Origin of the sequence: Legionella jordanis (genome assembly GCF_900637635.1) — a bacterium.
Classification (GTDB): Bacteria; Pseudomonadota; Gammaproteobacteria; order Legionellales; family Legionellaceae; genus Tatlockia; species Tatlockia jordanis.
The window spans coordinates 2,560,434-2,585,344 of the sequence record NZ_LR134383.1 but is presented as its reverse complement, the minus strand read 5'-3'; the positions used below and the strand labels follow the sequence as shown (position 1 = coordinate 2,585,344).

The window sequence follows — 24,911 nt, the reverse complement described above, 5'->3', positions numbered from 1 at the left end:
GCCATACAGAAATTTAGCAGCCAGACAAGTGAAAGTTGATGGGTTCTCACTTGGAGAGGACGCGACTGAGCTCCTGGCAAGATCATAGTTTGGTAAGTTAAGTGTAAGAGGTAAATAAAGGAAGTGAAAGATCGCTTCTTCTAATTTGCAACAGGCAATCCACTACGTAAGAAAGTTGCTCATATTCGTGTTGGCTGTTTATGGATAAGCGAATCAAGCTATTATTTTTGGGAGTCGCTGGTGAGCAAAATACAGCCCCATGAATGTCTTTCTTTTCCAACTCATTTCGAAGCCATATGGTATTAGCCTCGCTACCGGCAATGAGAGGAATAATTTGGGATTGGCTTCCTCGCAGATTAAAGCCTTCTGCCAATAATGCTTCACGTAAAAAGCGGGCATTACTATGCAACTTTTGCCGTCGCCATTCTTCCGTGGCAATGATGGCTAAAGCACTGCGAAATCCTGCTAAATCATGGGGGAGTAATGTCGAACTAAATATGCTCGGCAAGGCGGTATAACGAATTAATTCAATTAAATAATCCTGACCAAGAATTAATCCTCCTCGTCCGGAGATTGCTTTCGCAAGACTGGCAGTGATGATATCGACCTCTTGCGTTAAACCCAATTCTGCTACCAGGCCACTACCGTTTGAACCATGAGTTCCCAAAGAATGGGACTCATCAACTATCAGCAAGCAATTGTATTCCTTGGCTAGTCTTACAAATTCTCTCAAAGGGGAAATGGTTCCAGTGGTGCTGTAAACCGAATCTACGGCAATAATTCCAGAGCCATAGCGTTCTAACCGTTTCCTCAATGAGCTTACTGAATTATGCTGAAAGGGGATGGGTTTTGCGCGTGCTGCTTTTACCCCTTCCCAAAAGGACATATGGGCATAAAAATCCAGATATACCGGCAACTCACGCGGCGCTAATGCCTGTATTAAACCTATATTGGCGCACCATCCAGATTGAGCTAGCAAACATGCGGGGAAGCCAGTGAAATCTGCAAACTGCTGTTCACAATCGGCTAAAAGACTGTCATCGGTTAAAAAAACAGGGGACTGCATTTGCCCATTTCCATGTTTTTGCATGACTTCTATTTGAGCTTGAATCAAGTTAGGATGTCTGCTGATGTGCAAATAATCATTGCTGGTAAATAGCAAAGCCTTATTGGAGGGCTTTTTTCCTTTTAAAATATGATGTCCTTGCCAAGATTCTTGGACCCTGACCTCAAAATAGTTCTGGAGGGCAGAATGAATGAATGAAGGGACGCTGCATTTTGCGGCTGAATTGGTTTTTGCTTCGCAAGAGTTTAGGGGATGATTTTTGTAACTCAACATCTACTTCCTTGAGTATGGATGCTTATCCAATGAATTAGCTGGCTCATTAAGGTTATAACAAGGGTAAGGGATAACGTCAATTTTGTTCTCTTTGTTTGAGGATTTAACTTTAGTTAAAGCATTAAAGCAAAGAACAGCTGGAAATAGCTTTGTCTTGTCGGTATGATTTTTTAAGTTAGGATATCAAGGGTGCTTCGTCATGTATTTTTCCTTTTTTTTGATGTTACTGTTGAGCACGTCAACTCTTTATGCGAGTGAAGATTTTGATCGGCAGCAAATTGAGCAAAGGATAAAACCAGTTGGGCAGGTTAATATTGAAGGGGGGCAGAAGAGTTCCGCTAAACAGCAAACCGCCCCTGCAGAACAGAAAAAAACCGCAGCCAACGAACCACCAGGCAAAGCCACTTATGAAAAATATTGCAGTACATGTCATCGGGATGGCATAGCTGGTGCACCTAAATTGCAATCGGCTGACTGGAAGCCACGCCTTGATGCTAAGAAAATGGATGGGCTTATCGCTTCGGCAACAAAAGGGTTGAATGCTATGCCACCTAAGGGTACCTGTGCTGAATGCAGTGAGGAAGATCTTAAACAAGCTATTGAATATATGCTGCCTAAATCATGATTAAATTGAAATACAAATACTGGCAAATTTTGCTGAGCATAGTGACCTTTTTTGTTTTGTCATCTTCTTTTTATTTCCAGTATGTCAAGGGATTGCAACCTTGTCCTTTGTGCTTGATGCAACGATTTTGTGTTATTTTGCTAATGCTCGTCACCCTAAGTGCACTGGGCATTCATTCACTAAAATTATCAAAAATTTTAACTTCGCTGCAAATAGTATTGGCTTTGAGTGGGTTATTTTTCGCATCAAGACAACTCTGGTTGCAATCTTTGCCTAGTCAGGAGGTCCCAGCTTGCATGCCGCAACTGGATATACTCATTCGTTATTTTCCCTGGAATGATGTACTTCATGCGCTTTTTTGGGGAGCTGGTGATTGTGCAGAAATCAGTTGGAAATGGTTAGGCTTGTCCATGGCGGGGTGGTCGAGTCTTTATTTCTTATTTATGCTGTTAACTGGGATTATGTTGATTGTTCAGTTAAATAAAGGAAAATTTCATCCAGATTGCGCTTTATTTGTATAAAATTCCCCCTCTCTCCAATGTAGGGGTTGATCTATCTGGAATCAAATGCCTATGATCCCCTTCCTCTTTGAATTAGCTATCGTATGAATAAGCCATTTAGTTGTGAAGTTTTGAAAAGCCACGCAGCAAGCAAAGCCCGTGTGACCCAAGTAACTACCCCTCATGGAGCATTTATAACACCCACTTTTATGCCGGTTGGGACCCGTGCTGGTGTGAATAATATGACTCCAAAAGAATTAAAAGAAGCAGGCAGCCAAATTATTCTTGGGGGGAATACCTACCATATGCTTTGCGCGCCCGGAATGGAGGTTATCAAAGAGGCGGGAGGAATGCATGAGTTTATGGCTTGGCATGGCCCCATGTTAACGGACAGCGGTGGTTTTCAGGTATTTAGTCTTTCCAAGAATAAAGAAATTTGCAGCATTGATGAAGAGGGAGCACATTTTCGCTTACCTGGAAGCGAGCGCCTGATTCATATGACACCAGAAATGTCTTTAGAAACACAAAAAATAATCGGTGCTGATATCATCATGGCTTTTGATCAATGCACTCCAGATGATTGCAGCCGTGATGAAGTGCAAAAAATTATGGCTAGAACTCACCGTTGGTTAAAACAATCGGTTGCCTACCATCAGCAACATCCAACTTCTCTCTATGGATTGCCTCAAGCCTTATTCGGTATTATCCAGGGTGGCATTTATGAAGACTTGCGCAAGGAAAGCGCTCATTTCATTGCTTCGATGAATACCGACGGATTGGCAATTGGCGGAGAAACCATTGGCTTTGATATGAAAAAAACGGTTGAAGTCATCAGCTGGGTTCGACCTTTTCTTCCAGAAAATAAGGTTCGTTATAGCATGGGGGTGGGTATGTCCCCACAGGATTTGTTGGATGTAGTCGCTGAAGGGATTGATATTTTTGATTGCGTAGCTCCAACGCGAAATGCTCGTCACGGCGCGCTCTATTGCGGGGAAGTGGTGCGCGATGGAAAGTGGCTAAAATTTGAAAGTCCTTTTGAAAATGAGCGCATTCAAATTAAAAAAGCTTGTTTTGCCCATGACTTAGAACCAATTATGGCCAGCTGTCTATGTTATACTTGCCAACATTATTCAAGAGCTTTTTTGCACCATTTGTCAAAACAAAAAGCCAATTTATTTACCGCATTGGCCAGCATCCACAATATCCATGTAATGCATGATGTTTGTGCTAAAATGCGCGACTTGATTCTAGCCGAATAAATAGGAGACTTTAATGATTGTAATTCGTACTTCAAAGGGCGATATCCATGTGCAGCTTGATGAAGAAAATACGCCATTGACTGCCGAAAACTTTCTCAATTATGTTCGCGAAGGTTTTTACGACAATACTATTTTTCATCGCGTCATAGACGGATTTATGATTCAAGGGGGCGGGTTAACAGCAGACATGAGACAAAAATCCACTCAATCTCCCGTTAAAAACGAAGCAAAATCTGCCAAACCTAATAAACGTGGCACCATTGCTATGGCTCGCACCATGGATCCTCATTCGGCTACTTCTCAATTTTTTATTAACGTTGCAGACAATGCTTTCCTCAACTTCACCGGTGAACATGCGCAAGGTTATGGGTACTGCGTATTTGGTGAGGTAGTGGACGGTATGGATGTTGTGGATGCGATTGTTAAAGTTAAAACCGGACAACGCATGGGGCATGCCGATGTGCCAGTGGAGGATATTGTCATTCACGAAATTCGCGAAGAGTAAGCACCAAAAAAGGCAGCCAAGGCTGCCTTTACCTAGACCGACTTACGTCGACTTTTCCTTAAACTCTTTGAGTAATCGAATTTTGGTATTTCAATGTGGAAAGAAATAGCCCAAAGACGGGTGGCGAAAATAGCAATTAAGGTGATAATGATGTTTAAATTATGGGGCACGTGAAAATGACTGAGAGTGATAAACAGTAAGGCTCCAGCTAAAGCAATTATCGCGTATAACTCTTTTCGAAGTACCAAGGGAATATCATTACACAGAATATCCCTCAACATTCCCCCACAAATTCCTGTGGCCATCCCACTGATGATGGCAATTCCTGGTGAAAAGCCGTTTTCTAAAATTTTTTGGGTTCCAAGGATAACAAAAGCGGATAAGCCTAGGGCATCAAAAATGAGAAAAACTTTCATGATGCGCACAAATGAATGGGCCAGGAAAATAGTGATGAATGCAAAAGCCGAGGTATAAATCAGATACTCTGGATGAGCCACCCAGGTTAATGGATAAGTGTTAAATAGCACATCCCGAACAGTGCCCCCACCAAGTGCGGCAACACAAGCAATCAACATCACCCCAAAGAAATCCATTTTTTTTCGTCCCGCGGCAATGGCGCCTGTGATTGCTTCGACACAGATCCCCATGATAAAAAGATAATGTAACAGCATGATTGTGCACGGTGCGGAAAAAATGCAATGATAGCATTCTTTACAAGCTGGCGAAATATAAACAGTACGCTAGGCTTATAGGTAATAAGCTTCAATGGGGGAAGTTAGATGAATGATGAGCACAAAGAATTAACTTTTATCGAATCAGTTGATGAAGAATTACATGATAACATTTTGCGCCTTGATCAAAAATTAAAAGGTTTGCAAGCCGAAATAACAGCTAAAATCGACTCTCTTGCCTATGAAAAAGACCAATCAGCGCAACAAAGAAAAGAACAACTTTTAGCGCTTTCTGATGAGGTGAGTAAGGCCATTAACGGTATTAAAAGACTGGTCAATTTAGTCGTTTCCGAAGACTTTACACCTGAGGAATTTAATGAAATGAATGAAGAAAGCCTTGATGCTTTGCGCGAAGTGTTTAAAGACAGTGTTGATCAAATCTCAAAAATTAAAGAAAAATTTTAACCTCTATGTGGGAGCTGGATTAATCCTGTTAGCCACCAGGAATCTTAATGTCTTTCGCCAAATTGCTCTTTGATAAGAGCCGAGCACCCTTTATTTTTCTTCTGCTGATTTTCTTAGCACTCACTGGGTTTACGGCTGAAACGACAACTGAGCAAAAAATTGACCACCTTATCCAGACCTATATGAAGCAACATGCAATTCCTGGATTGGCTCTCGCAGTGATTATGAATGGCAAGCCCTTTATTTTAAAAGGCTATGGGTATGGGAATGTGCAAACGCATAAACCTGTGACTACCCAAACTTTGTTTGCATTGGGATCCATATCGAAAGTACTCACAGCTTTTGCTGTTATGAAGTTGGTACAAGAAGATAAAGTTCACCTCGATGACTCCATATTAACGTATATCCCTGACGCTCCCCCATCTTGGCAAGAGGTGAATATAAGCCAGCTGCTGTCTCATAGCAGCGGCATACCTCAATACCACGGTCCTCATTTACCATGGCAACAGCTCTGGGAAACCATGGCGGCCAAAGCGATGCAGTTTAGCCCTGGTACATCCGTGCGATATAATAATTTTGCATACATTGTGCTGGGTCGGGTAATTGAGAAAGTAAGCCAACAAAGTCTTGAGAATTATCTTCAATACAGCATGTTTAAACCTCTTAACATGATGCAAACTGGTTTCCCTGTATTATTATTTCCATCAGGTTTGGCATCAGGTTACCGCTCACGCGAAGGCAGCATTCTCCCCAATGCGAATCAAACTCCCTGGTTGCAAATGTGGGGCTCTGGGGGAATCGTCTCAAACATTATTGACATGGCTAAATGGGACATGGCAATCACCGCCGAGGAGCTATTAAGTCCTTCAAGTTATCGACGAATGTGGATGCCCGTTTTCCTTAAAAATGGCCAACCTGCTGGTCATAAAGATTGGGCTTGGTCTTTGGGAGGTTGGCAAGTTTCATACCGCCATGGAAAACTGGTGGCATTTAAAAATGGAGCCATACGTGGTTATAGCAGTTGGATGGTACGTCATATTGACGACCACCTCAGTATTATTCTGTTAACCAACAGCAATAAAGTGCCCTTGCAAAGAATTGCAGAGCAGATTTATCAATTGATGAATCTGCAACATTGAAGTTGAATAAGCAGAAAAAATAATCCACTCCTAGTTTAATTTTAAGTAGTCAACGGTTATTCTTAGGTCTTTGGAATTAAGCAGGTGGATTTTTGATTCAGTTACTGCATCATTTGGGTAAGGCAAGATGAATTTAAGCGCTTGGTATTACCCGTCTCTGGTGGCGTTATTTCTCTATGGGGCCTGGGGGTATTGGGGCACAAGAGCCTCCACGTTCATTAACCCCCTGTCAATTACTTTCTATTCCAGCCTGGGAGTTTTAATTTCTGGCGTGATTGCTTTGGTTCTCCTTGATTTCAAATTGGAATTTTCAGCGCGCGGCGGCTTTTACGGTTTTCTAAACGGTTTGGCCAATGGTATTGCCTGTATTTTTTTTATCGTGGCTTTGCGAAGAGGTCCAGCAATGCCAGTGGTTCTAATAACGTCCATGTACCCGCTAATTACTCTTCTTTTTTCAGTAATTTTTTTAAAGCAGGGTTTAACCTTAAAGCAAAGCTTAGGAATGTTATTCGCCATTCTTTCATTAATTTTTTTTGCAAGTGAAAGTTGAGATTTGTCCAAGGTATGGATTATTTAGGATAATTGGACTGATGTTCTTGCTGCTTTTGACTTGAATGATAGGTGTACAATTCTGTTTTTTATCTTTCAAAAGGATTCGTTCTCATGCTCAATCGCCAGCCAGCGATTCACTTGATTAACTTATCCCCAAAATGTGTGGATAACTCTGTGTGCATGTCGTTTAAATCCTCAAACCCTAACAGTAAAAGTATGATCTAGGCTCGTGTTGCAGTTAAGAACGGTAAAATGACATTGGGATATTGGCTCTGGGATGTTCCTCTTGCCACAGTTGCAATGTTTCGTTACTGGGTTTATTAAGAAATAAATTCCAAGATACTATCGTCAGGGCTAGTTGCTCCTCATTCTTGTTCTTGGCGAGTTTTTTCAAGAGACATGTGCTTGCAAGAGTTTTTAACTGTTCATAAATCAATTTATTTCGGACAAATTCAATTTCAGAACTATAAGGGATTTCATTGTTCTTGATTTTTAGATATTCCTTATACAGAGAAGAATGAGAAATTTTTTGTTCACTCTCAAATAAATTCATGATGTCAGGAACAGCAGCCGCTAATGCATCAACTACGGTGCCGGTTCTCCCGTCCGCCGTTATGAAAAAGGTGGCCGCTTCAGCTTCGACGTAGTGCACTTGTTTAGGGGAAATGGGTTGAAGAGAGCAATCTGGGCTTTTATTTAAGTAACGAATGGCTTCATTCACAACGGCATAGACCAACTCCAAATCCGTGTCCGGAAATGAGTGCATTGGGTTTCCAGCCACATAAATCCTAAGCTTGCTGCTGTTTGCAAGGGATTTTAAATACTTAAGAAGCACCACAAGGAAAGCATTGTTTCTTTGCAACTCCTCTTCGATATTTAAAACAATATGTTCACTGACCGAATGGTACAATTCAAGTTTCGAGTTCTTGCCATCCTGATGCAAAAAGCCTATGGCCACGCAAGCGGTGATGTCGCTAGTCCACAAATAGGGAGAATCATAGGATGGGTTTGAGGATTTCCGGTGGTCTCTATAGGAAACATAATTCTCTTGATCACTAAAAAGATCATAAATTTTTTGCTTTGTTAAGTCATTCCCTTTCTTTTTAAAAAAAAACATTGTTGCAGAATTCTAAGTAAAATATAATTTGCGGTTTAATTGCTGCCAAGATGGAATTATTTTAGCAAAAAGTTTAATACTTATCCATTTGCCTGCGCAAAAGCATTTGAGGCGATTGCTCAAAAATTAAATTGTGTTATAATGCGCCACGTCGATTTAAAAATATACAAATTACTGGCTAAATTTGACTTTTAGCGATTAAATATTTTTTTAAAAAAACACAATTTAAATGGTTTTATTTTTTTGTATTTTAAGGCAAACTACTGTGAGCCTTAATAGTGTTGCTTTAGATGATTAAGTCCAAACTAACTGGAAGGGTCTTTGCATGAAAAAATTAGCAATAATAATAGGTTTTCTTTTTCCTTTGATGTCCTTTGCTAGCAATGTTGATAGTGATCGTACACTGGCTACTGTACAAGAATTATGCGCCAAGGAAAGAGATCCTGTAAAACGCCAAAATTATTGCCACATTTTGGATAGACAAAGCCAATCACAAACCACATTAGCTGATTTCCCCAAGAACACCGTTATTGTATAACACTTCATCTTCACCATTTACCCTGGCTTAAAAGCCAGGGGTTGTTCCATTGTAAATGTTCTAACCGTCTTTAGGGCATGAAATCAATTGCAACTCATCTTCAATTTGAGCTACACCATGAACTTCTTTGACGACTCGCAGGATGGATTCCTTCTGTTTGATAGAATTAACAGAACCTGATAAAAGGACTCGCCCATTCTCACTGTGAATGATTAAAGGCCAAGAGCAAATGTCTTTCCCAAAAATATCTTCCCGTATCAATGCCCCTTTCACTTTAGCTGTGAGGTAGCAGTCGGTTAAGGATTGCTCCTGGCCTTGAACTTGTAGTTCCTCGGCATTAACGTCTTTAATACCTTTTGTGGATTCAACCAAAATAATGACTTTTTCATAATCGCTATGGGAATCCAGTTGGCCTGACAAATAAACAACGCCCTCGACAATTCTCATTTTTACTTTACTCATGAACTCCCCTAACACGATACAAACACTGATGTGAACCCTGCTTATCATGTATTTTTGTCCATGAATTCTCCATTTCATGTTTCGTTTTGCTGATGCAGGCAGATTTGGGGTGTATGGTTTGACTATGATCAGCAAAGGCTACTAACACCAGACTGGCGCAGCCAATCATGATAGCTATTTTAAAGGGTAAGAATTTATCCATTATTCCTCCTTGAAATAGGGAATGCCTTCTCCATGGCCCGGTTTTTAAGCATAGACAAGCAACTATGGTTTTTCAAATCCCATAAAATCAGGAGGCAACTGATTTTATGGTGCGGGAAACTCTAGAAAATGGGGGTAGGGTTTAGCAGGTATTGTTTCTAAGATAAGCATCGAAACGCAAAGGAATGGTTTCAAGTCCAAGCGGTGAAGAGATTCTTAGCCAAGTGAATCGCTCTGAATCTTTAAGGAAGTGGTGTAACCATAGCAGTTCACCTCGCAATACATTCTGGCTTGAATTGTCCAGCTCTTCAAGCCTTTCTTTCAAATAGACAGAATGCAAATAAACGTTGCTTTGTATCTGCGGCTTTTATATAATCATCGGCTCTTCTTGCTAAAGAGCGAATATTAGGCACGTAGCTCAGTGGTAGAGCACCACCTTGACATGGTGGTGGTCGGTGGTTCGATCCCACTCGTGCCTACCAAATTAACCCTGCCAGACAGGGTTTTTTTTTTGCCATAGCCAGAAAATTTCTTGCAAAAATCAAATTTCTAAAGGCTAACACTGGCTATCGTTGGCCAATGCAACTATGATTGTTGATTTATCTGCCTGAGGGACGGAGATAATAGAATGCCCAATATTAAATTGCCTGACGGAACTGTTAAACATTTTGAACAACCGGTGTCGATTCACGAAGTCGCGCAAAGCATTAGCCCTGGTTTAGCAAAAGCTGCATTGGCAGGAAAGGTTGATGGCAAATTGGTCGATACCAGTTTTTTAATCGACCGTGATTGTGATGTCGTCATCGTTACCGAGAAACAAGAAAAAGAAAGTCTGGAAATAATTCGCCATTCGGCTGCACATCTTTTGGCACAAGCGGTCAAATTATTATTTCCGAGCGCGCAGGTCACTATTGGTCCGGTTATTGAGGACGGTTTTTACTATGATTTCGCTTTCCAAAGACCCTTTACGCCTGAAGATTTGGAGCGTATTGAAGCCAAAATGTATGAGCTCGCCAAAGCAGATTATCCGGTTAGCCGGCGAGTGATGCCACGCGATGAGGCGGTGGCCTATTTTCGCAGTCTTGGCGAAGAGTACAAGGCAAAAATCATTGCGGATATCCCTCAAGACGAAGTGCTTTCTTTATATAAGCAGGGTGATTTTGAAGATCTTTGTCGTGGTCCCCATGTGCCTTCAACCGGCCATTTAAAGGCTTTTAAACTAACTAAAGTGGCTGGAGCTTATTGGCGGGGTGATGCCAATAATGAAATGCTACAGCGCATTTATGGTACAGCATGGCTCGATAAAAAATCCTTGGCTGCCTATTTGCATCGAATTGAGGAAGCCGAAAAGCGCGATCACCGTAAACTGGGAAAGGCACTTGATTTATTTCATTTTCAGGAAATTGCACCTGGAATGGTTTTTTGGCATTCCAAAGGGTGGACCGTCTATCAAATTTTAGAACAATACATGCGTTCAAGGCTTGCCGATTTTGGTTATCAGGAAATCAAAACCCCCCAATTGGTTGATAAAGTTCTTTGGGAAAAATCCGGCCACTGGGCTAATTTCCGCGATGAAATGTTTTTAACCGAAACGGAAAATCGTGAATACGCAGTTAAGCCGATGAATTGCCCCTGCCATATCCAGATCTATAATCAGGGTTTACGCAGCTATCGTGATTTGCCCATGCGTTTGGCTGAATTTGGTAATTGTCATCGCTGTGAGCCATCGGGTTCATTGCACGGTTTGATGCGAGTGCGGAACATGGTGCAGGATGATGCTCATATTTTCTGTACTGAAGAACAAATTCAAACCGAAGTTGCGATGATGTTGGAATTGGTGCAATCTGTTTATGCGGACTTTGGGTTTAATGAAATTAAATATCGCTTGGCCCTACGTCCAGAAAAAAGGGTAGGCAGCGACGCAGTTTGGGACAAAGCGGAAGACGCTTTAAAACAGGCTATGCTTGGCAGAGGGATCGAATGGGTCGACGCACCGGGTGAAGGCGCCTTCTATGGTCCAAAAATAGAATGCTCTTTATCTGACTGCCTGGGTAGAATTTGGCAGTGCGGTACCATCCAGGTGGATTTTTCAATGCCTGAAAGACTGGATGCCCAATACGTGGCTGAAGATGGCAGTCGAAAAGTTCCTGTCATGCTCCACCGTGCCATTTTGGGTTCCTTTGAACGTTTTATGGGAATTTTGATAGAGCATTATGCGGGTCGTTTTCCACTTTGGTTGGCTCCCGTTCAAGTAGCTGTGCTAACAATTAGCGAAAAACAACATCCTTTCGCTGAAAAAGTCAGCCAAATTTTAAAAAAGCAAGGCATTCGCGCAAATTTTGACTTGAGAAATGAGAAAATTGGTTTTAAAATCCGCGAGCACACTTTGCAAAAAGTTCCCTATTTATTAGTTATAGGGGACAATGAAGTTGAAACAAACTCAGTTTCAGTCCGAACACGAGAAGGTAAGGACTTGGGTGTGATGAATATTGATACAATTTGTGATATATTGCGTCAAGAGATTGTCGCAAAAGGCGAAGTTAACCATTTGGAGGATTGAACTATTACCGTATCAAGTAAGCGTGATAGTGATCGCGCGAGAGTTAATGAACAGATAACTGTACCTGAGGTACGCTTAATTGACGTCGATGGCAACCAGGTGGGAATAGTATCAACACGAGAAGCCTTGCGAACAGCAGAAGAAGGCGGCTTTGACTTGGTGGAAATTTCACCAACTGCCAGACCTCCTGTCTGTCGTATTATGGATTATGGTAAATATCTCTTTGAATTGAGTAAAAAACAAGCTGAAGCAAAGAAAAAGCAAAAGCAAATTCAAGTCAAAGAACTGAAATTCCGTCCAACGACGGAAGATGGGGATTATCAGGTCAAGCTACGCAACCTGATCCGTTTCCTCAAACATGGTGATAAAGTCAAAGTCACGCTGCGCTTTCGTGGCCGTGAAATGGCGCATCAGGAAATTGGTATGAAAATCATGGAGCGCTTACTGCAAGATACTGCAGAACATGCAGTAGTAGAGCAACAAGCGAAACGCGAAGGTCGCCAATTATTGATGGTTTTAGCACCAAAAAAGAAAAGTAGTTGAAAATTGGCTTGAGTTTAACAGCTGAGAGTACGTCAGAGTCTTTGTAAATGCTGGACTATCACTGCGTGAATCAGCGCTCATTAGAACGTGAGCAGTTTCTCAAGACCAATCGGATAGCTGCGTTATTATTAGTAGCAGAACAAATGCGGAGTATATGTTATGCCAAAATTAAAGTCACATCGTGGAGCACACAAGCGCTTCCGTAAGACAGCGAGTGGTGCTATCAAGCGTCGTGGTGCTTATAGAAACCATATCCTCACCAAGAAGACAACTAAGCAAAAACGCCAACTGCGTGTTGAGGCAAGCACATTAAAGCCTTGTGATGCACGTTTGGCCAAGCGAATGTTGCACGGTAGTTAAGGGGAGGATAAAAAATGCCAAGAGTAAAACGTGGTGTGACGGCAAAAGCACGTCATAAGAAAATTTTAGATCAAGCTAAAGGTTATTACGGTGCCCGTAGTCGGACTTACCGTGTTGCCAAACAAGCCGTTATCAAAGCTGGCCAATACGCTTATCGCGATCGTCGACAAAAGAAACGTCAATTTCGCGCTTTGTGGATTACACGTATTAATGCACAAGCCCGTGAGTGTGGTTTGTCATACAGTCGTTTAATTGCAGGTTTGAAGAAAGCTGCTATTGAACTGGACCGCAAGGTTTTAGCGGATATGGCTGTATATGATAAAGCCGCTTTTGCAGCCATTGCTGAAAAAGCGAAAGCAGCACTTGCATAGTAGTGATCGTCGTGATAACTAAAACTTATTAGCAGCAATTGTAAGTAATACTGGCAATTCGCTGTGAAAAGCTCTCACAAGGAGGCAATTTAGCCTCCTTTTTTACATGTAGGTTTGGATCATGCAGGACATTAACCGGTTACAGCAACAAGCATCAGAGGCTATCGCCAAGGCAAACGATCTCGCCACTCTCGAAGCCATTCGCGTGGATTATCTGGGTAAAAAAGGCCAATTAACGGAAATTTTGAAAAGCTTAGCGCATTTATCTGCCGAAGAAAGACCCAAGGTTGGACAGTTTGTTAATCAGGCTAAACGTGAAATCAGCTCTTTAATTGAAGAAAAAGTCCTTAAAATTAAAGAAATACAGCTTGAAGAAAAATTGCACGCTGAACGAATTGATGTCACCCTACCTGGACGGCGCAATAAGCCCGGTTCATTACATCCGGTAAGCCAGGTCAAGCAATGCATCAATGATTATTTTAGCCGCTTGGGTTTTGATATTGTAACTGGTCCTGAAATAGAAACCGAATTCTATAATTTTGAGGCTTTGAATATTCCAGATCATCATCCAGCAAGAGCCATGCACGACACATTTTATTTTGGTGATGGCCGCTTGTTGCGTACGCATACCTCTCCAGTTCAAATTCGAACCATGGAAAAAAGAACTCCGCCTTTGCGCTTGATTGCTCCAGGCCGTGTGTATCGCTGTGATTCAGACGTTACGCATACTCCCATGTTTCATCAGGTAGAAGGCTTATTGATTGATAAACAAGCAACACTGGCAGGCCTTAAAGGCTTATTACAAGACTTTTTCGCTTACTTCTTTGGTCGACAATTGGCTCTTCGTTTTAGGGCCTCGTATTTTCCTTTTACCGAACCTTCCGCGGAAGTGGACATTGAGTGCACCCAATGCTTTGGAAAAGGTTGCCGTTCTTGCAAATTTACCGGCTGGTTGGAGGTATTGGGCTGCGGAATGGTACATCCCAATGTCCTAAAAGCAGTAGGGATTTCACCCGAAGAATACCAGGGATGGGCTTTTGGAATGGGGATTGACCGCCTAGCCATGCTTTATTTCGGTATCGAAGATTTGCGCATGATGTTTGAAAATGATTTAACATTTTTAAAACAATTTTAGTGTATTGTTGGCGTAAGCTTGAGTGGATTAAACCAATAATAAGATTGTAACTGAGTCACATTGGTGATTGTCATTAGACGGGTATTGCGATGAAAGTTAGCGAATTGTGGTTACGTGAATGGGTAAATCCTGCCTTGGAAGGAGAGCAGTTGGCTTCTTTACTGACTATGGCTGGTTTAGAAGTGGATTCAGTCAGTTCTGTGGCAGGTTCGTTTAATGCCGTTGTAGTGGCCGAGGTTCTAAATACGATGCCTCATCCACAGGCGGATAAACTAACTCTTTGCGAAGTGAATGACGGCACAGGCAAAACTCTCAAGGTCGTTTGTGGTGCAAGCAATGTCCGCTCTGGTTTAAAAGTGGCTCTGGCTCGAGTTGGCGCCCATTTACCAGGTGGCCTAACCATTAAAGAATCAACTCTTCGAGGAGAACTCTCACAGGGGATGTTGTGCTCGATGACCGAATTGGGTCTCGCTGAGCAGTCCGATGGCATCATGGAATTGGCTCCCGACGCCCCTGTTGGTGAAGATTTAAGATCGTATCTGGCTCTCGATGATTTGGTTTTTGATATTGATCTAACCCCTAATCGCGCAGACTGCCTTAGTGTTTTGGGTGTGGCTCGCGAAGTGGGTGCATTGACCAATACGGTGTGCAAGTCTTTCTCTGAAAAGAAAATAAAGCCCAGTATTGATGAAAAAATGCAGGTTAAGTTGCAAGAGCCTGAAGCTTGTCCGCAATATGCTGGTCGTGTCCTTCGCGGGATTAATGTAAAAGCTTCAACACCAGTCTGGATGAGTGAAAAATTAAGACGAAGCGGTCTTCGTGCAATCCATCCTGTCGTCGACGTTACTAATTACGTTATGCTCGAATTAGGACAGCCTATGCATGCCTTTGATCTTACAAAGCTTCAAGGCGATATTCAGGTACGATTTGCCCAAAAGGACGAACGGTTGGAGTTGCTAGACGGACAGATGGTCCAGTTGCAAGACAATGTGCTGGTTATTGCTGATGAGCAGAAAGCTCTGGCAATGGCTGGAATCATGGGTGGAAAAGAGACGGCAGTCGAAGCTCAAACCACTGACATTTTTCTCGAAAGTGCCTTTTTTAATCCCCTAAATATCGCAGGTGTTGCTCGCAAATATGGATTGTTTACTGACTCATCTCAGCGGTTTGAAAGGGGCGTAGATCCAGAACTGCAGGTATTGGCTTTAGAGCGTGCCACAGAACTGTTACTTGAGATTGTAGGCGGGGAAGCAGGCCCTGTTCATCTGGTGAATGAGCCCTCTGCCCTACCTAAAAGAGCTAAGGTGCTGTTTCATCCTGCGCGAGTTGAAAAGATTACCGGTCTTGCCATCAGTCATGAAGAGATGGTTAATCTTCTTTCGGCTTTAGGAATGACAGTTACCCAAAAGGATGGGTTGTGGGAAGTAGACATTCCTTCACATCGTTTTGACGTTAGTCTCGAAGTGGATTTGATTGAGGAAATTGCTCGCCTGCATGGTTATGACAAACTCTCCGGAAGCAAAATGTTGACCGAAGTGCAAGCGGGTACCATAGACCCCATTGAAGGATTAAGCACAAGAATATCTCAGTTCTTTCGTTCCCGCGGTTATCATGAAACCATCAGCTATAGCTTTGTGGATCCAGAGCTACAGGCAGCTCTTTATCCAGAAAGTCAGACGATGCAATTGCTCAATCCCATTTCATCTGAATTATCTCAGATGCGAGTCAGCATGTGGCCGGGTTTAATTGCATCCATGATTCATAATATTCACCGACAACAAACGGCCATCAAATTCTTTGAGTCCGGGGTGACCTTTGAACTGGACAAAGACAAGCAATTAACCGAGCACTTTTGCCTTGCAGGTTTACTGACTGGAGCCCATGGCGTTATAAATTGGAGCGAGAGCAGTGCTAAATTTGATTTCTTTGATGCTAAAGGAGATCTTCAGGCACTCTTTGCCATTTTACAACTTAAGGATGTTCACTTTATTGCTGCTCAGCATCCTGCCTTGCACCCCGGAAAATCGGCTTGCATAGAGAAAGAGGGTGTGATGATTGGTTTTTGTGGTGTTTTGCATCCGAAAATTGCTGATGCTCTTGACTTGCAAGATGAAGTGATTCTCTTTGAGCTTCGGTTGGCTTCCTTACTGGCTAGTCAGCCACCTAAATATCAGGCGATTTCCAAATATCCACAAATCAGGCGCGATTTGTCCTTCCTGGTGGCTAATGACGTCAGCGCAGGGGAGATTGAAGCAGCAGTTCGAGAAGTGGTTAACAGTGAACAATTAAAATCCTTTGACGTTTTTGATGTATATAAAGGTGATAACGTTCCTCAGGATAAGAAGAGCCTGGCTATTGCTCTGACCTTGCAAGATGAAAATAGAACCATGGTGGATAGTGAGATTAATGCCATAATCAGTGCTATACTCAAAAAGCTTAATGAAAAATTTGCCATTATATTGAGGGACTAATCGTGAATGCGCTAAGTAAAGCAATGATTGCAGAAACTTTATGCAGTGAATTAGGATTGGGCAAACCTGATGCTCGGGAGATGGTTGAGCAGTTTTTCGAAACCTTAAAGTCAGCCCTGGAAAACGGTGAGAATGTGAAGTTGTCTGGTTTTGGAAACTTTACGTTAAGGGACAAGCCTGAGCGCCCCGGAAGGAATCCTAAAACAGGACAGGCCATACCGGTGGTTGCCAGACGCGTGGTGACTTTTAAACCGGGCCTTAAGTTAAAAACAAAAATAGAAGCACGAGGGAAGTAGTTTTTGGCTCATTATACAAAACATGTGTTCTTGTGCACTAACCAGAAAATAGCTGGCAAAACTTGTTGTGCCAATGCTGGTGGTGAACCTTTTTTTGACTACTTAAAGGGTAAACTGCTGGAACTTGGCATGCATGGACCAGGTAAAATTCGAGTGAGCAAGTCTGGCTGCCTAGGTCGTTGCAGTGAAGGGCCTTGCATCGTGATTTATCCTGAAGGAGTATGGTATACTTACGCTACGATGGCTGATATTGATGAAATCATAGCTCGCCATCTAATAGCAGGGGATCATGTTGAACGTTTACTAATCCCTAATTAGTTGTAACCGTTCAATACCTGACTTTTTGTGGTTTCTGATTTTGGTTTTCCTAATCTTATTATTGGCCTTAATTCAGATTTAAATCGCATAAATTTAAAAAAGACTGTAAGAAATTAGGCTATAGTCTTGTAGGTTATCCCGGTTTTGGTTAAAATCGCCCGTCCATATTGAAAGATTACCAATGAAGGCGGTACGGAGTTAATTAATGAAAACATTTAGCGCCAAGACACACGAGGTCAAACGTGACTGGTATGTGATCGATGCTAGCGACAAAGTTTTAGGTCGTCTTGCTACTGAAATTGCTCGTCGTTTACGTGGCAAGCACAAGGCTGAGTATACCCCACATGTTGATACAGGTGACTACATTATTGTAACGAATGCGGAAAAGGTAACTGTTACCGGCCGCAAATTTAAAGAGAAGATGTATTATCACCATTCTGGGTTTCCTGGTGGTATCAAGTCTACTTCTTTTGACAAGCTACAGAAGAAAAATCCTGTTCGCATCATCGAACTTGCAGTAAAAGGCATGCTCCCTAAAAATCCATTAGGTAGAGAAATGTATCGTAAGCTAAAGGTTTATGCAGGCAATGAGCATCCACATGTTGCCCAGCAACCTAAGCCACTTGAGATTGAGGAATAAGCATTATGGCTGAAAGACAGCAATATTATGGCACTGGCCGTAGAAAAAGCTCAACTGCTAGAGTTTTTTTACGCCCTGGGAAAGGCGAAATCAAGATTAATAATCGTTCGCTGGAAGAGTACTTTGGTCGTGAAACATCCTGCATGATTGTGCGTCAGCCTCTCGAAACAGTTGATGTTTTAAACAAGTTTGATATTTATGCAACCGTCGTGGGCGGCGGTATTTCTGGACAAGCAGGTGCTGTTCGTCTTGGTATAGCCAGAGCATTGGTGGCTTATGATGAAAACGATCTGGCTGAAGACGCTGAGCCATCCCCCACTTCTTTCCGTAGAAAATTACGTGCTCGCGGCTTACTGACTCGCGATTCAAGACGCGTTGAAAGGAAAAAGGTCGGTTTGCACAAAGCACGCCGTGCTACTCAGTACTCCAAACGTTAATCGTCTTGTATTTCAAAACCCCGCAATGCGGGGTTTTTTGTTTTAACCCCCTTCAGCGATGGTCAAAGAAAATCGGTATAATCAAGTCAGCAGATGGCTTAGTGGGCTATTGATGCCTCCAGGGACAGCAGTGTTGTGGGAACTTATATTTTTAAAGCTTGGCCGCATCAAGCTCAAGCAATGTTTACAATCCCGCAAATTTTCAAGATTTAAAAATTTCTGTCCCTTTATTCAGCACTCCATTTTCAAATGGTTAATTCTTTGTTATAACTGGAATAATTTTTTTTGCTGACTGAGTTAGGCAAATTCATAGAGGCATCCACTGACTTTGAGGCATGTTCTGCAATCAAATGAGCAAATCAGGATAAATTACCGTGACGGACTACAATGAGCCCACTCCGAATGAAAACCCAACCGAAGATGAAATCGATGAGCAACGCCGAAAATTTTTATTGACAACTACTGGGATAATGGGGGGCGTTGGTGTGGCATGTGCCCTCACCCCCTTTGTTTCTTCCTGGTGGCCAAGCGCGCAAGCACAAGCCGCAGGGGCTCCAGTGCAGGTTGATTTAAGTAAAATGGAGCCAGGGCAGCAAGTCACTGTTCCTTGGCGGGGAAAACCAGTTTGGATTATTCGCCGCACTAAAGAAATGCTGCAAACACTGAATAAGGACGAGAGTGATTTGAGGGATCCTCAATCCCTTGTCGAGCAACAGCCTTCCTATGCTAAGAACCAATTTCGTTCGATCAATCCTGAGTATTTAGTGCTAATCGGAGTTTGTACTCATTTGGGCTGTTCGCCAAAATACATGCCCAATCCTAATGAGCTGGGGCCAAATTGGCCAGGTGGATTTTACTGTCCCTGCCATGGTTCACGCTTTGACTTGGCTGGCCGAGTGTTTAAGGGGGTGCCGGCGCCGATTAATTTAGCAGTTCCGCCCTATCATTTTGTGAGTGAGCATGTGATTGTTATTGGAGAGGATAAACAAGAAGGATAGTGCGAGATGAATGGACTAATGAACTGGCTTGATTCGCGTTTCCCATTGATAACCACATGGCGAGCGCATGTCAGCGAATATTATGCACCCAAAAATTTAAACTTTTACTATTTTTTTGGCTCTCTTGCCCTGATTGTTCTTTTGAATCAATTGCTGACAGGGCTCTGGTTAACCATGTTTTATACAGCCACTGCAGAGCAGGCATTTAACTCCGTCGAATACATAATGCGAGATGTCAACTATGGCTGGCTGTTGCGTTATATGCACTCCACAGGAGCTTCTGCCTTTTTCATTGTGGTCTACATCCATATGTTTAGAGCATTGCTTTATGGTTCTTATCAAAGGCCAAGAGAACTTCTTTGGATCATTGGTATGTTGCTGTTCATTTTGTTGATGGCAGAAGCCTTTTTTGGTTATTTATTGCCTTGGGGACAAATGTCTTACTGGGGGGCGCAAGTCATAACCTCATTGTTTGGAGCAATCCCTTATTTTGGAGAGAGCCTGGCAACCTGGCTGCGGGGGGATTTCAATGTGGCCAATGCCACTTTACAGCGTTTTTTTGCCTTGCACGTGATTGGAGTTCCACTTCTATTCATATTCTTAGTCTTCTTACATATTATTGCATTGCATAAAGTCGGTTCCAATAACCCCCTTGGTATCGACATAAAAAAACATTTGGATGAGAATGGCAAACCTGTCGATGGAATTCCATTTCATCCTTACTACACGGTAAAAGATTTTGTCGGAGTGATTGTTTTTCTGATTGTGTTTTTTGCTGTTGTGTTCTTTGCCCCAGAAATGGGGGGGTATTTTTTGGAACATCCAAATTTTGCCCCAGCAAATCCTATGGTGACCCCAGAACACATTGCCCCAGTGTGGTATTTGACACCCTTTTACGCCATGTTGCGAGCCATACCTGATAAATTGTTCGGGGTAATCATTATGGCTGCCTCAATTTTAATTCTCTTCTTCGTTCCCTGGCTAGATAAAAGTCCTGTTCGTGCAATGCGGTTTAAAGGGATTTATTCGAAATATGCTTTGCTGATTTTTGTAATCAGTTTCATTTTTCTGGGCTATTTAGGGACAGTCATCATGACCCCGGCCAAGCAGTATTTGGCACGTTTTTTCACTGCTGTATATTTTGCATACTTTATTTTTATGCCTTTTTACACGCGATATGAGCAAACACAAACGGTTCCCGAGAGGATAACGGTATGAACAGAGGGATTGCTGCCTGCCTGTTGGGTTTATTATTAATTTCTCCGTGTTTTGCAAGTGATGTAGTGATGCAATCGGGAAATATTGATGTCCAGGATCAAGCTAAACTGCAACGTGGTGCAAAAATATTTATGAATTATTGTTCAGGATGCCATTCTTTGCGCTACATGCGCTACAACCGTATGGCTGAAGATCTTGGTCTGACTACATTCTCCGGTGAAATAGATGAGGATTTATTATTTAATAACCTTATTTTTACCAGTGCGAAAATAACCGAGCCAATTCAGATAGCGATGCCTGAGACATCGGCAAGGCAATGGTTTGGGAATCTCCCCCCCGATTTATCTCTTAAAGTTCGTGAACGCGGAGCAGACTGGATTTATACATTTTTGAAGAGTTTCTATGTGGATAAAACAAGGCCTTTTGGTAGCAATAATTTATTACTTCCAGATTTAGCTATGCCCAACGTTTTAGAGCCTCTTCGAGGAGAAGTAATCGCTGTCCGTCAGGGGACTGATGTTAAATCACCCATTTCACACCTCGTGTTACTTAAAAGGGGTGAGATGAGTCAACCTGAATTCGATAGCATGCTTGACGATTTGATAAGCTTTTTAAGCTATGTCGCAGAGCCAGCGAAATTAGTACGTTATCGAATAGGAGTTTTAGTGCTGGCATTTTTATTCATTTTCTTGGTGATAGCCTATCAATTGAAGAAGGCTTACTGGAAAAAAATACATTAGAGGTGACTGGATGTTTCAATTTATTGGTTATTTTTGCCAATAACTCCAAGGCTTATTGTATTAAATTTGAAAATATTTTCTTTCTATCTTCATAGAGAGCAATTTGTGATAAAATGGCGCCCTTTGGCATGCCTAAAAGGTGTGATTAACTGCTGACGAGGAGTTGCTAATGGCTATTGTGGCAAAGCGCACGATTATGTCTTTATATTCTGACAGTGATGACATTTACAGTCATCAAGTTCGTATAGTCCTGGCTGAGAAAGGAGTGAATGTTGAAATCCTTCCTGCAAAACAAGGTGAAGCTCCAAATGATTTATTGGTTGTCAATCCTTATGGGACAGTTCCCACGCTTCTGGATAGAGAACTGGTTCTCTACGAAGCACGCATCATCATGGAATACTTGGATGAGCGCTTTCCCCATCCTCCTCTCTTGCCGGTCTACCCAGTTGCCAGAGCTGAAACGCGTAAGATGATGCATCGTATAGAGCAAGATTGGTATTGTTTGTTAGAAAATATTAAGTTAGGCAGTAATGTCGAACAATCCAGACAGTATTTAACCGAAAGCTTACTTAATCTCGAACCGGTATTTGCGGACAAACCTTATTTTTTAAGCGATGAATTTTCCTTACTGGATTGTGCCCTTGCTCCGTTATTATGGCGTCTCCCCCAATTGGGAATAGAAATTCCAGCAAAATTCAAAGGCTTGCACGCTTATATGCAACGTGTCTTTAAAAGAGAAGCGTTTCAAACCAGTTTAAGCGATGCTGAGAGGCAATTGAGAGCAGCCTAATGATGATGACCTCAAATAAGCCATATTTAATTCGTGCTGTCTACGATTGGATTGTTGATAACGATAAGACACCCTACATTCTGGTGAACGCTAATTACCCAGGTGTCCAGGTTCCGCTTGAGTACGTCAATGATGGTAGGATAGTATTAAATATTTCACCAAGAGCATGTCGCGGTCTTCATCTTGAGAATGATCGAATCGTGTTTACTGCCCGCTTTTCAGGTGAAAGCATACAAATTTTTGTTGTGCCCGCGGCGGTTCAGGCCATTTATGCTAAGGAAAACGGACAAGGCATGGAGTTCGGAGAGGATCCTTTCCAACCTCCACCGCCTCCTTCGACAAAAGCCGGACTTGAAGCAAAAGGCCGCAAACCAGCCCTTACTCTGGTGAAAAAAGAAAAATAAAGTCAGCCTGTAATGCAGGAAAGATTACCATTATAAAATGGCAATCGCGACATTCATTACAATAGACGATGCTTTCTAGCAAATCGTTGCTTTAATTGGTTTGCTAGGAAGCATAGAGAAATTCATTAAGAGAATTTTTGGATTTCTCAATTCAGATCAGAAAGACTTACATGGATCATCATCGATGATTCATGCAAATAGCATGTTGATGTTGTTCCTGGCACATAGTGGAGCATAAGAAAAATAATGACTGCGGCCAAAACCCCTCTTTACCAGGTAAAACAGATTCGTTCATGTGAACGAATGGCTGTATCCAAAATGCATCTAAGCGAAACTGAGCTTATGGAGCGTGCTGGAAAAAGTGCATTTTCTTGCATGAGCCAATTGTTTCCTAAGGCACGACGCCTGGTGATATTTTGCGGAGGAGGAAATAATGCTGGTGATGGTTATGTACTCGCGCGCCTAGCGCTTGAAAAAGGCTATTCTGTTATTGTTAATCAGTATCGAACAGTTGAAGAATTACCTCCCGCAGCACAACATGCAGCAGTACAAGCTCTTTCCGCAGGACTGTATTGCCAGGCTCTTGATGAACCCATAGATTCTGACGTTGATTTAATCGTTGATGCCTTGCTTGGTATAGGTTTGCAAGGAGAGGTTAGGGGGCCAATAGCAGTCGCCATTAACCAGATCAACGATTGTGACATTCCGGTCCTGGCCTTGGATATCCCTTCAGGCCTAAACGCCGATAGCGGAAATGTCATGTCCCTGTGTGTTAAGGCAACGGCAACCATTACTTTTATTGGCAACAAATTAGGCCTGTTTACCGCAGATGGGCCTGATTATTGCGGCAAGGTAATATGCAATTCACTTAAATTAGAACCCTGCCTATCCCATATTACTCCAGCAGCTTATTTAATGGACAAGCATTTGCCACAACCTATCCTTCCCCCGCGGCTGAAAAACTCACACAAAGGAAATTATGGTCATGTACTAGTTATTGGCGGTGGGCTTGGGATGCCTGGCTCAGTGTATCTTGCAGCCAAAGCTGCTTTACGCGCAGGAGCCGGGCTGGTTACTATTGCTACAAGACCTGAGCATGCTGGGCATGTACTGCCTGATTTAGCTGAGGCGATGATTTATGGTATTGAGGAAATTGAACAACTTTCATCATTAATAGCACGAGCCAGCGTTTGCATTATAGGCCCTGGCTTGGGAGAAGATGAATGGGCCAAAGCCATGTTTGCTAAAGCAATTGGCTCCCAGTTAGCCATGATAATTGATGCTTCAGCATTACGTTTGTTGGCAAAAAATCATCAACATGATGATAACTGGATTTTAACTCCGCACCCCGGAGAGGCGGCTTGTTTACTAAATTGTTCAACAAATGACGTGCAAAGTGATCGTTATCAAGCTGCTCTTGCTGTGCAAAAATTATATGGTGGCAATGTCATTTTAAAAGGCCAAGGAACATTGATTTGCACCGATGAAGCGGAGGTATATCTGTGCAGCGCTGGAAATCCAGGTATGGCGAGTGCTGGCATGGGTGATACTTTAAATGGAGTGATTGCCGGCCTATTTGCTCAAGGTTTGTCATTGGCTGATGCAGCCAAATACGGCGTCTGGGTTCATGCCATGGCTGGGGATGCGGCTGCAAGTGCTTTTGGTGAACGGGGGCTTTTGGCCAGTGATTTAATGCCCTATGTGAGAGAATTTGTAAATTAAACCGAGTTTGGCTAAGACAGGCAATTAATGCACTAGCGAACCTAATAAACAAAAGGGTGTATTTTGTAATGCAGAAAACTGAATTGATTCTCCCTGATGAATCGCGCAGCGAGTTATTAGCAACTCAGCTTTCAGCCTGTTTGGAAGCGCCGCTAACCCTGACTTTTAGTGGGCAAATAGGTGCGGGTAAGACAACGTTGATCCGAGCCATGTTAAGAGCCCTGGGCATTACCTCAGCCATCAAAAGTCCGACCTTCTCTCTCGTGGAAAGCTATCAATGTCCCAAATTTCACGTCCATCATTTTGATCTTTATCGTATTCACGATGAAGCGGAGCTGGAGTATATTGGTTTTAGAGATTATTTTCACAAAGATTCAGTTTCTTGTATTGAGTGGCCTGAACATGCGAAAGCCCTCCTGCAAAATACGGATCTGAATTTTTGTTTTTCAATAAAGGGGAGCGGGCGCTTGCTGGTCATTACGGCAGCAAGTACCGCAGGTGAAAGAATATTATCTTGCCTAACAGGTAAGTAAAA

The 24,911-nt window shown here is 42.4% G+C and carries 30 protein-coding genes and 1 tRNA gene; 26 read left to right on the top strand and 5 right to left on the bottom strand.

Annotation, left to right across the window (positions count from 1 at the left end):
• Nucleotides 1-97: 97 nt before the first annotated feature.
• Nucleotides 98-1,339: an alpha-hydroxyketone-type quorum-sensing autoinducer synthase gene (gene cqsA, locus EL203_RS11690; RefSeq protein WP_058471305.1), complete on the bottom strand. Its 1,242-nt coding sequence runs from the start codon at nt 1,337-1,339 to the stop codon at nt 98-100.
• A gap of 199 nt (nt 1,340-1,538) precedes the next feature.
• Here cqsA and EL203_RS11685 point away from each other — a divergent pair, with 199 nt between their 5' ends.
• The 4 genes from EL203_RS11685 (at nt 1,539) to EL203_RS11670 (ending at nt 4,228) form a co-directional block, all read left to right on the top strand.
• Nucleotides 1,539-1,964 (top strand): c-type cytochrome, encoded by a 426-nt coding sequence (locus EL203_RS11685; RefSeq protein WP_058471304.1) that lies wholly within the window; start codon nt 1,539-1,541, stop codon nt 1,962-1,964.
• A complete protein-coding gene (locus EL203_RS11680; protein ID WP_058471303.1) occupies nt 1,961-2,485 on the top strand; it encodes a disulfide bond formation protein B in 525 nt (174 codons plus the stop codon). The genes EL203_RS11685 and EL203_RS11680 overlap by 4 nt, the downstream gene beginning before the upstream one ends.
• Nucleotides 2,486-2,568: 83 nt before the next feature.
• Nucleotides 2,569-3,723: a tRNA guanosine(34) transglycosylase Tgt gene (gene tgt, locus EL203_RS11675; protein WP_058471302.1), complete on the top strand. Its 1,155-nt coding sequence runs from the start codon at nt 2,569-2,571 to the stop codon at nt 3,721-3,723.
• Nucleotides 3,724-3,736: 13 nt separating this feature from the next.
• Nucleotides 3,737-4,228: a peptidylprolyl isomerase gene (locus EL203_RS11670; protein ID WP_058471301.1), complete on the top strand. Its 492-nt coding sequence runs from the start codon at nt 3,737-3,739 to the stop codon at nt 4,226-4,228.
• 32 nt (nt 4,229-4,260) lie between these two features.
• On the opposite strand, the gene EL203_RS11665 is transcribed toward EL203_RS11670, so the two are convergent.
• A complete protein-coding gene (locus EL203_RS11665) occupies nt 4,261-4,899 on the bottom strand; it encodes a trimeric intracellular cation channel family protein (RefSeq protein ID WP_058471300.1) in 639 nt (212 codons plus the stop codon).
• A 108-nt stretch (nt 4,900-5,007) separates the two neighbouring features.
• On the opposite strand from EL203_RS11665, the gene EL203_RS11660 reads away from it, so the two are divergent.
• From EL203_RS11660 to EL203_RS11650, 3 genes are all read left to right on the top strand, one after another.
• Complete coding sequence (locus tag EL203_RS11660; RefSeq protein WP_058471299.1) at nt 5,008-5,364, top strand: hypothetical protein; 357 nt, start codon at nt 5,008-5,010, stop codon at nt 5,362-5,364.
• A 47-nt stretch (nt 5,365-5,411) separates the two neighbouring features.
• Nucleotides 5,412-6,503, top strand: coding sequence for a serine hydrolase domain-containing protein (locus tag EL203_RS11655; RefSeq protein WP_058471298.1), 1,092 nt, complete (start codon nt 5,412-5,414; stop codon nt 6,501-6,503).
• A gap of 127 nt (nt 6,504-6,630) precedes the next feature.
• Nucleotides 6,631-7,053, top strand: a complete 423-nt coding sequence (locus EL203_RS11650; RefSeq protein WP_058471297.1) for an EamA family transporter — start codon at nt 6,631-6,633, stop codon at nt 7,051-7,053.
• Between the two features lie 240 nt (nt 7,054-7,293).
• Here the strand turns inward: EL203_RS11650 and EL203_RS11645 are convergent, their stop codons facing one another.
• Nucleotides 7,294-8,172, bottom strand: coding sequence for a hypothetical protein (locus tag EL203_RS11645; RefSeq protein ID WP_058471296.1), 879 nt, complete (start codon nt 8,170-8,172; stop codon nt 7,294-7,296).
• Nucleotides 8,173-8,497: 325 nt separating this feature from the next.
• Between EL203_RS11645 and EL203_RS11640 the strand changes: the two genes are divergently transcribed.
• Nucleotides 8,498-8,710, top strand: a complete 213-nt coding sequence (locus EL203_RS11640) for a hypothetical protein (protein ID WP_058471295.1) — start codon at nt 8,498-8,500, stop codon at nt 8,708-8,710.
• A 60-nt stretch (nt 8,711-8,770) separates the two neighbouring features.
• Here EL203_RS11640 and EL203_RS11635 read toward each other — a convergent pair whose 3' ends face one another.
• Both EL203_RS11635 and EL203_RS14450 read right to left on the bottom strand, forming a co-directional pair.
• On the bottom strand, nt 8,771-9,172 hold the full coding sequence (locus tag EL203_RS11635) for a BON domain-containing protein (protein ID WP_058471294.1): 402 nt from the start codon (nt 9,170-9,172) through the stop codon (nt 8,771-8,773).
• Nucleotides 9,165-9,374: a hypothetical protein gene (locus EL203_RS14450; protein ID WP_058471293.1), complete on the bottom strand. Its 210-nt coding sequence runs from the start codon at nt 9,372-9,374 to the stop codon at nt 9,165-9,167. Before EL203_RS14450 ends, EL203_RS11635 begins: the two co-directional genes overlap by 8 nt.
• Nucleotides 9,375-9,780: 406 nt before the next feature.
• Between EL203_RS14450 and EL203_RS11630 the strand changes: the two genes are divergently transcribed.
• The 18 genes from EL203_RS11630 (at nt 9,781) to tsaE (ending at nt 24,909) form a co-directional block, all read left to right on the top strand.
• Nucleotides 9,781-9,855 (top strand) — tRNA-Val (locus EL203_RS11630).
• A gap of 146 nt (nt 9,856-10,001) precedes the next feature.
• Nucleotides 10,002-11,933, top strand: a complete 1,932-nt coding sequence (gene thrS / locus EL203_RS11625) for a threonine--tRNA ligase (RefSeq protein WP_058471292.1) — start codon at nt 10,002-10,004, stop codon at nt 11,931-11,933.
• A 3-nt stretch (nt 11,934-11,936) separates the two neighbouring features.
• A complete protein-coding gene (gene infC, locus EL203_RS11620) occupies nt 11,937-12,476 on the top strand; it encodes a translation initiation factor IF-3 (protein WP_058471291.1) in 540 nt (179 codons plus the stop codon).
• Nucleotides 12,477-12,635: 159 nt separating this feature from the next.
• Nucleotides 12,636-12,836 carry a 50S ribosomal protein L35 gene (gene rpmI / locus EL203_RS11615; RefSeq protein ID WP_082647169.1) on the top strand — a complete coding sequence of 67 codons (201 nt, stop codon included), beginning with the start codon at nt 12,636-12,638 and terminating at the stop codon, nt 12,834-12,836.
• A 14-nt stretch (nt 12,837-12,850) separates the two neighbouring features.
• Entirely contained in the window at nt 12,851-13,207 is a 357-nt protein-coding gene (gene rplT, locus EL203_RS11610; protein WP_058471290.1) for a 50S ribosomal protein L20, read from the top strand.
• A 121-nt stretch (nt 13,208-13,328) separates the two neighbouring features.
• The gene (gene pheS / locus EL203_RS11605; protein WP_058471289.1) at nt 13,329-14,342 is read left to right on the top strand and encodes a phenylalanine--tRNA ligase subunit alpha; all 1,014 of its coding nucleotides are present in this window, start codon (nt 13,329-13,331) and stop codon (nt 14,340-14,342) included.
• 89 nt (nt 14,343-14,431) lie between these two features.
• Entirely contained in the window at nt 14,432-16,813 is a 2,382-nt protein-coding gene (gene pheT / locus EL203_RS11600; protein WP_058471288.1) for a phenylalanine--tRNA ligase subunit beta, read from the top strand.
• A gap of 2 nt (nt 16,814-16,815) precedes the next feature.
• The gene (locus EL203_RS11595) at nt 16,816-17,109 is read left to right on the top strand and encodes an integration host factor subunit alpha (RefSeq protein WP_058471287.1); all 294 of its coding nucleotides are present in this window, start codon (nt 16,816-16,818) and stop codon (nt 17,107-17,109) included.
• 3 nt (nt 17,110-17,112) lie between these two features.
• Nucleotides 17,113-17,427 carry a (2Fe-2S) ferredoxin domain-containing protein gene (locus EL203_RS11590; protein ID WP_058471286.1) on the top strand — a complete coding sequence of 105 codons (315 nt, stop codon included), beginning with the start codon at nt 17,113-17,115 and terminating at the stop codon, nt 17,425-17,427.
• 205 nt (nt 17,428-17,632) lie between these two features.
• Nucleotides 17,633-18,067 (top strand): 50S ribosomal protein L13, encoded by a 435-nt coding sequence (gene rplM / locus EL203_RS11585; protein WP_058471285.1) that lies wholly within the window; start codon nt 17,633-17,635, stop codon nt 18,065-18,067.
• A gap of 5 nt (nt 18,068-18,072) precedes the next feature.
• Nucleotides 18,073-18,504, top strand: a complete 432-nt coding sequence (rpsI, locus tag EL203_RS11580) for a 30S ribosomal protein S9 (RefSeq protein WP_058471284.1) — start codon at nt 18,073-18,075, stop codon at nt 18,502-18,504.
• Between the two features lie 470 nt (nt 18,505-18,974).
• The gene (gene petA, locus EL203_RS11575) at nt 18,975-19,502 is read left to right on the top strand and encodes a ubiquinol-cytochrome c reductase iron-sulfur subunit (RefSeq protein WP_232004097.1); all 528 of its coding nucleotides are present in this window, start codon (nt 18,975-18,977) and stop codon (nt 19,500-19,502) included.
• A gap of 6 nt (nt 19,503-19,508) precedes the next feature.
• On the top strand, nt 19,509-20,720 hold the full coding sequence (locus tag EL203_RS11570) for a cytochrome b (protein WP_058471281.1): 1,212 nt from the start codon (nt 19,509-19,511) through the stop codon (nt 20,718-20,720).
• Nucleotides 20,721-20,788: 68 nt separating this feature from the next.
• On the top strand, nt 20,789-21,460 hold the full coding sequence (locus EL203_RS11565; RefSeq protein WP_232004095.1) for a cytochrome c1: 672 nt from the start codon (nt 20,789-20,791) through the stop codon (nt 21,458-21,460).
• A gap of 169 nt (nt 21,461-21,629) precedes the next feature.
• Nucleotides 21,630-22,250, top strand: a complete 621-nt coding sequence (gene sspA / locus EL203_RS11560; RefSeq protein ID WP_058471279.1) for a stringent starvation protein SspA — start codon at nt 21,630-21,632, stop codon at nt 22,248-22,250.
• The gene (locus tag EL203_RS11555) at nt 22,250-22,654 is read left to right on the top strand and encodes a ClpXP protease specificity-enhancing factor (RefSeq protein ID WP_058471278.1); all 405 of its coding nucleotides are present in this window, start codon (nt 22,250-22,252) and stop codon (nt 22,652-22,654) included. Before sspA ends, EL203_RS11555 begins: the two co-directional genes overlap by 1 nt.
• 246 nt (nt 22,655-22,900) lie before the next feature.
• Nucleotides 22,901-24,376: a bifunctional ADP-dependent NAD(P)H-hydrate dehydratase/NAD(P)H-hydrate epimerase gene (locus EL203_RS11550; protein WP_058471277.1), complete on the top strand. Its 1,476-nt coding sequence runs from the start codon at nt 22,901-22,903 to the stop codon at nt 24,374-24,376.
• A 68-nt stretch (nt 24,377-24,444) separates the two neighbouring features.
• Nucleotides 24,445-24,909: a tRNA (adenosine(37)-N6)-threonylcarbamoyltransferase complex ATPase subunit type 1 TsaE gene (tsaE, locus tag EL203_RS11545; protein WP_058471276.1), complete on the top strand. Its 465-nt coding sequence runs from the start codon at nt 24,445-24,447 to the stop codon at nt 24,907-24,909.
• Nucleotides 24,910-24,911 lie beyond the last annotated feature (2 nt).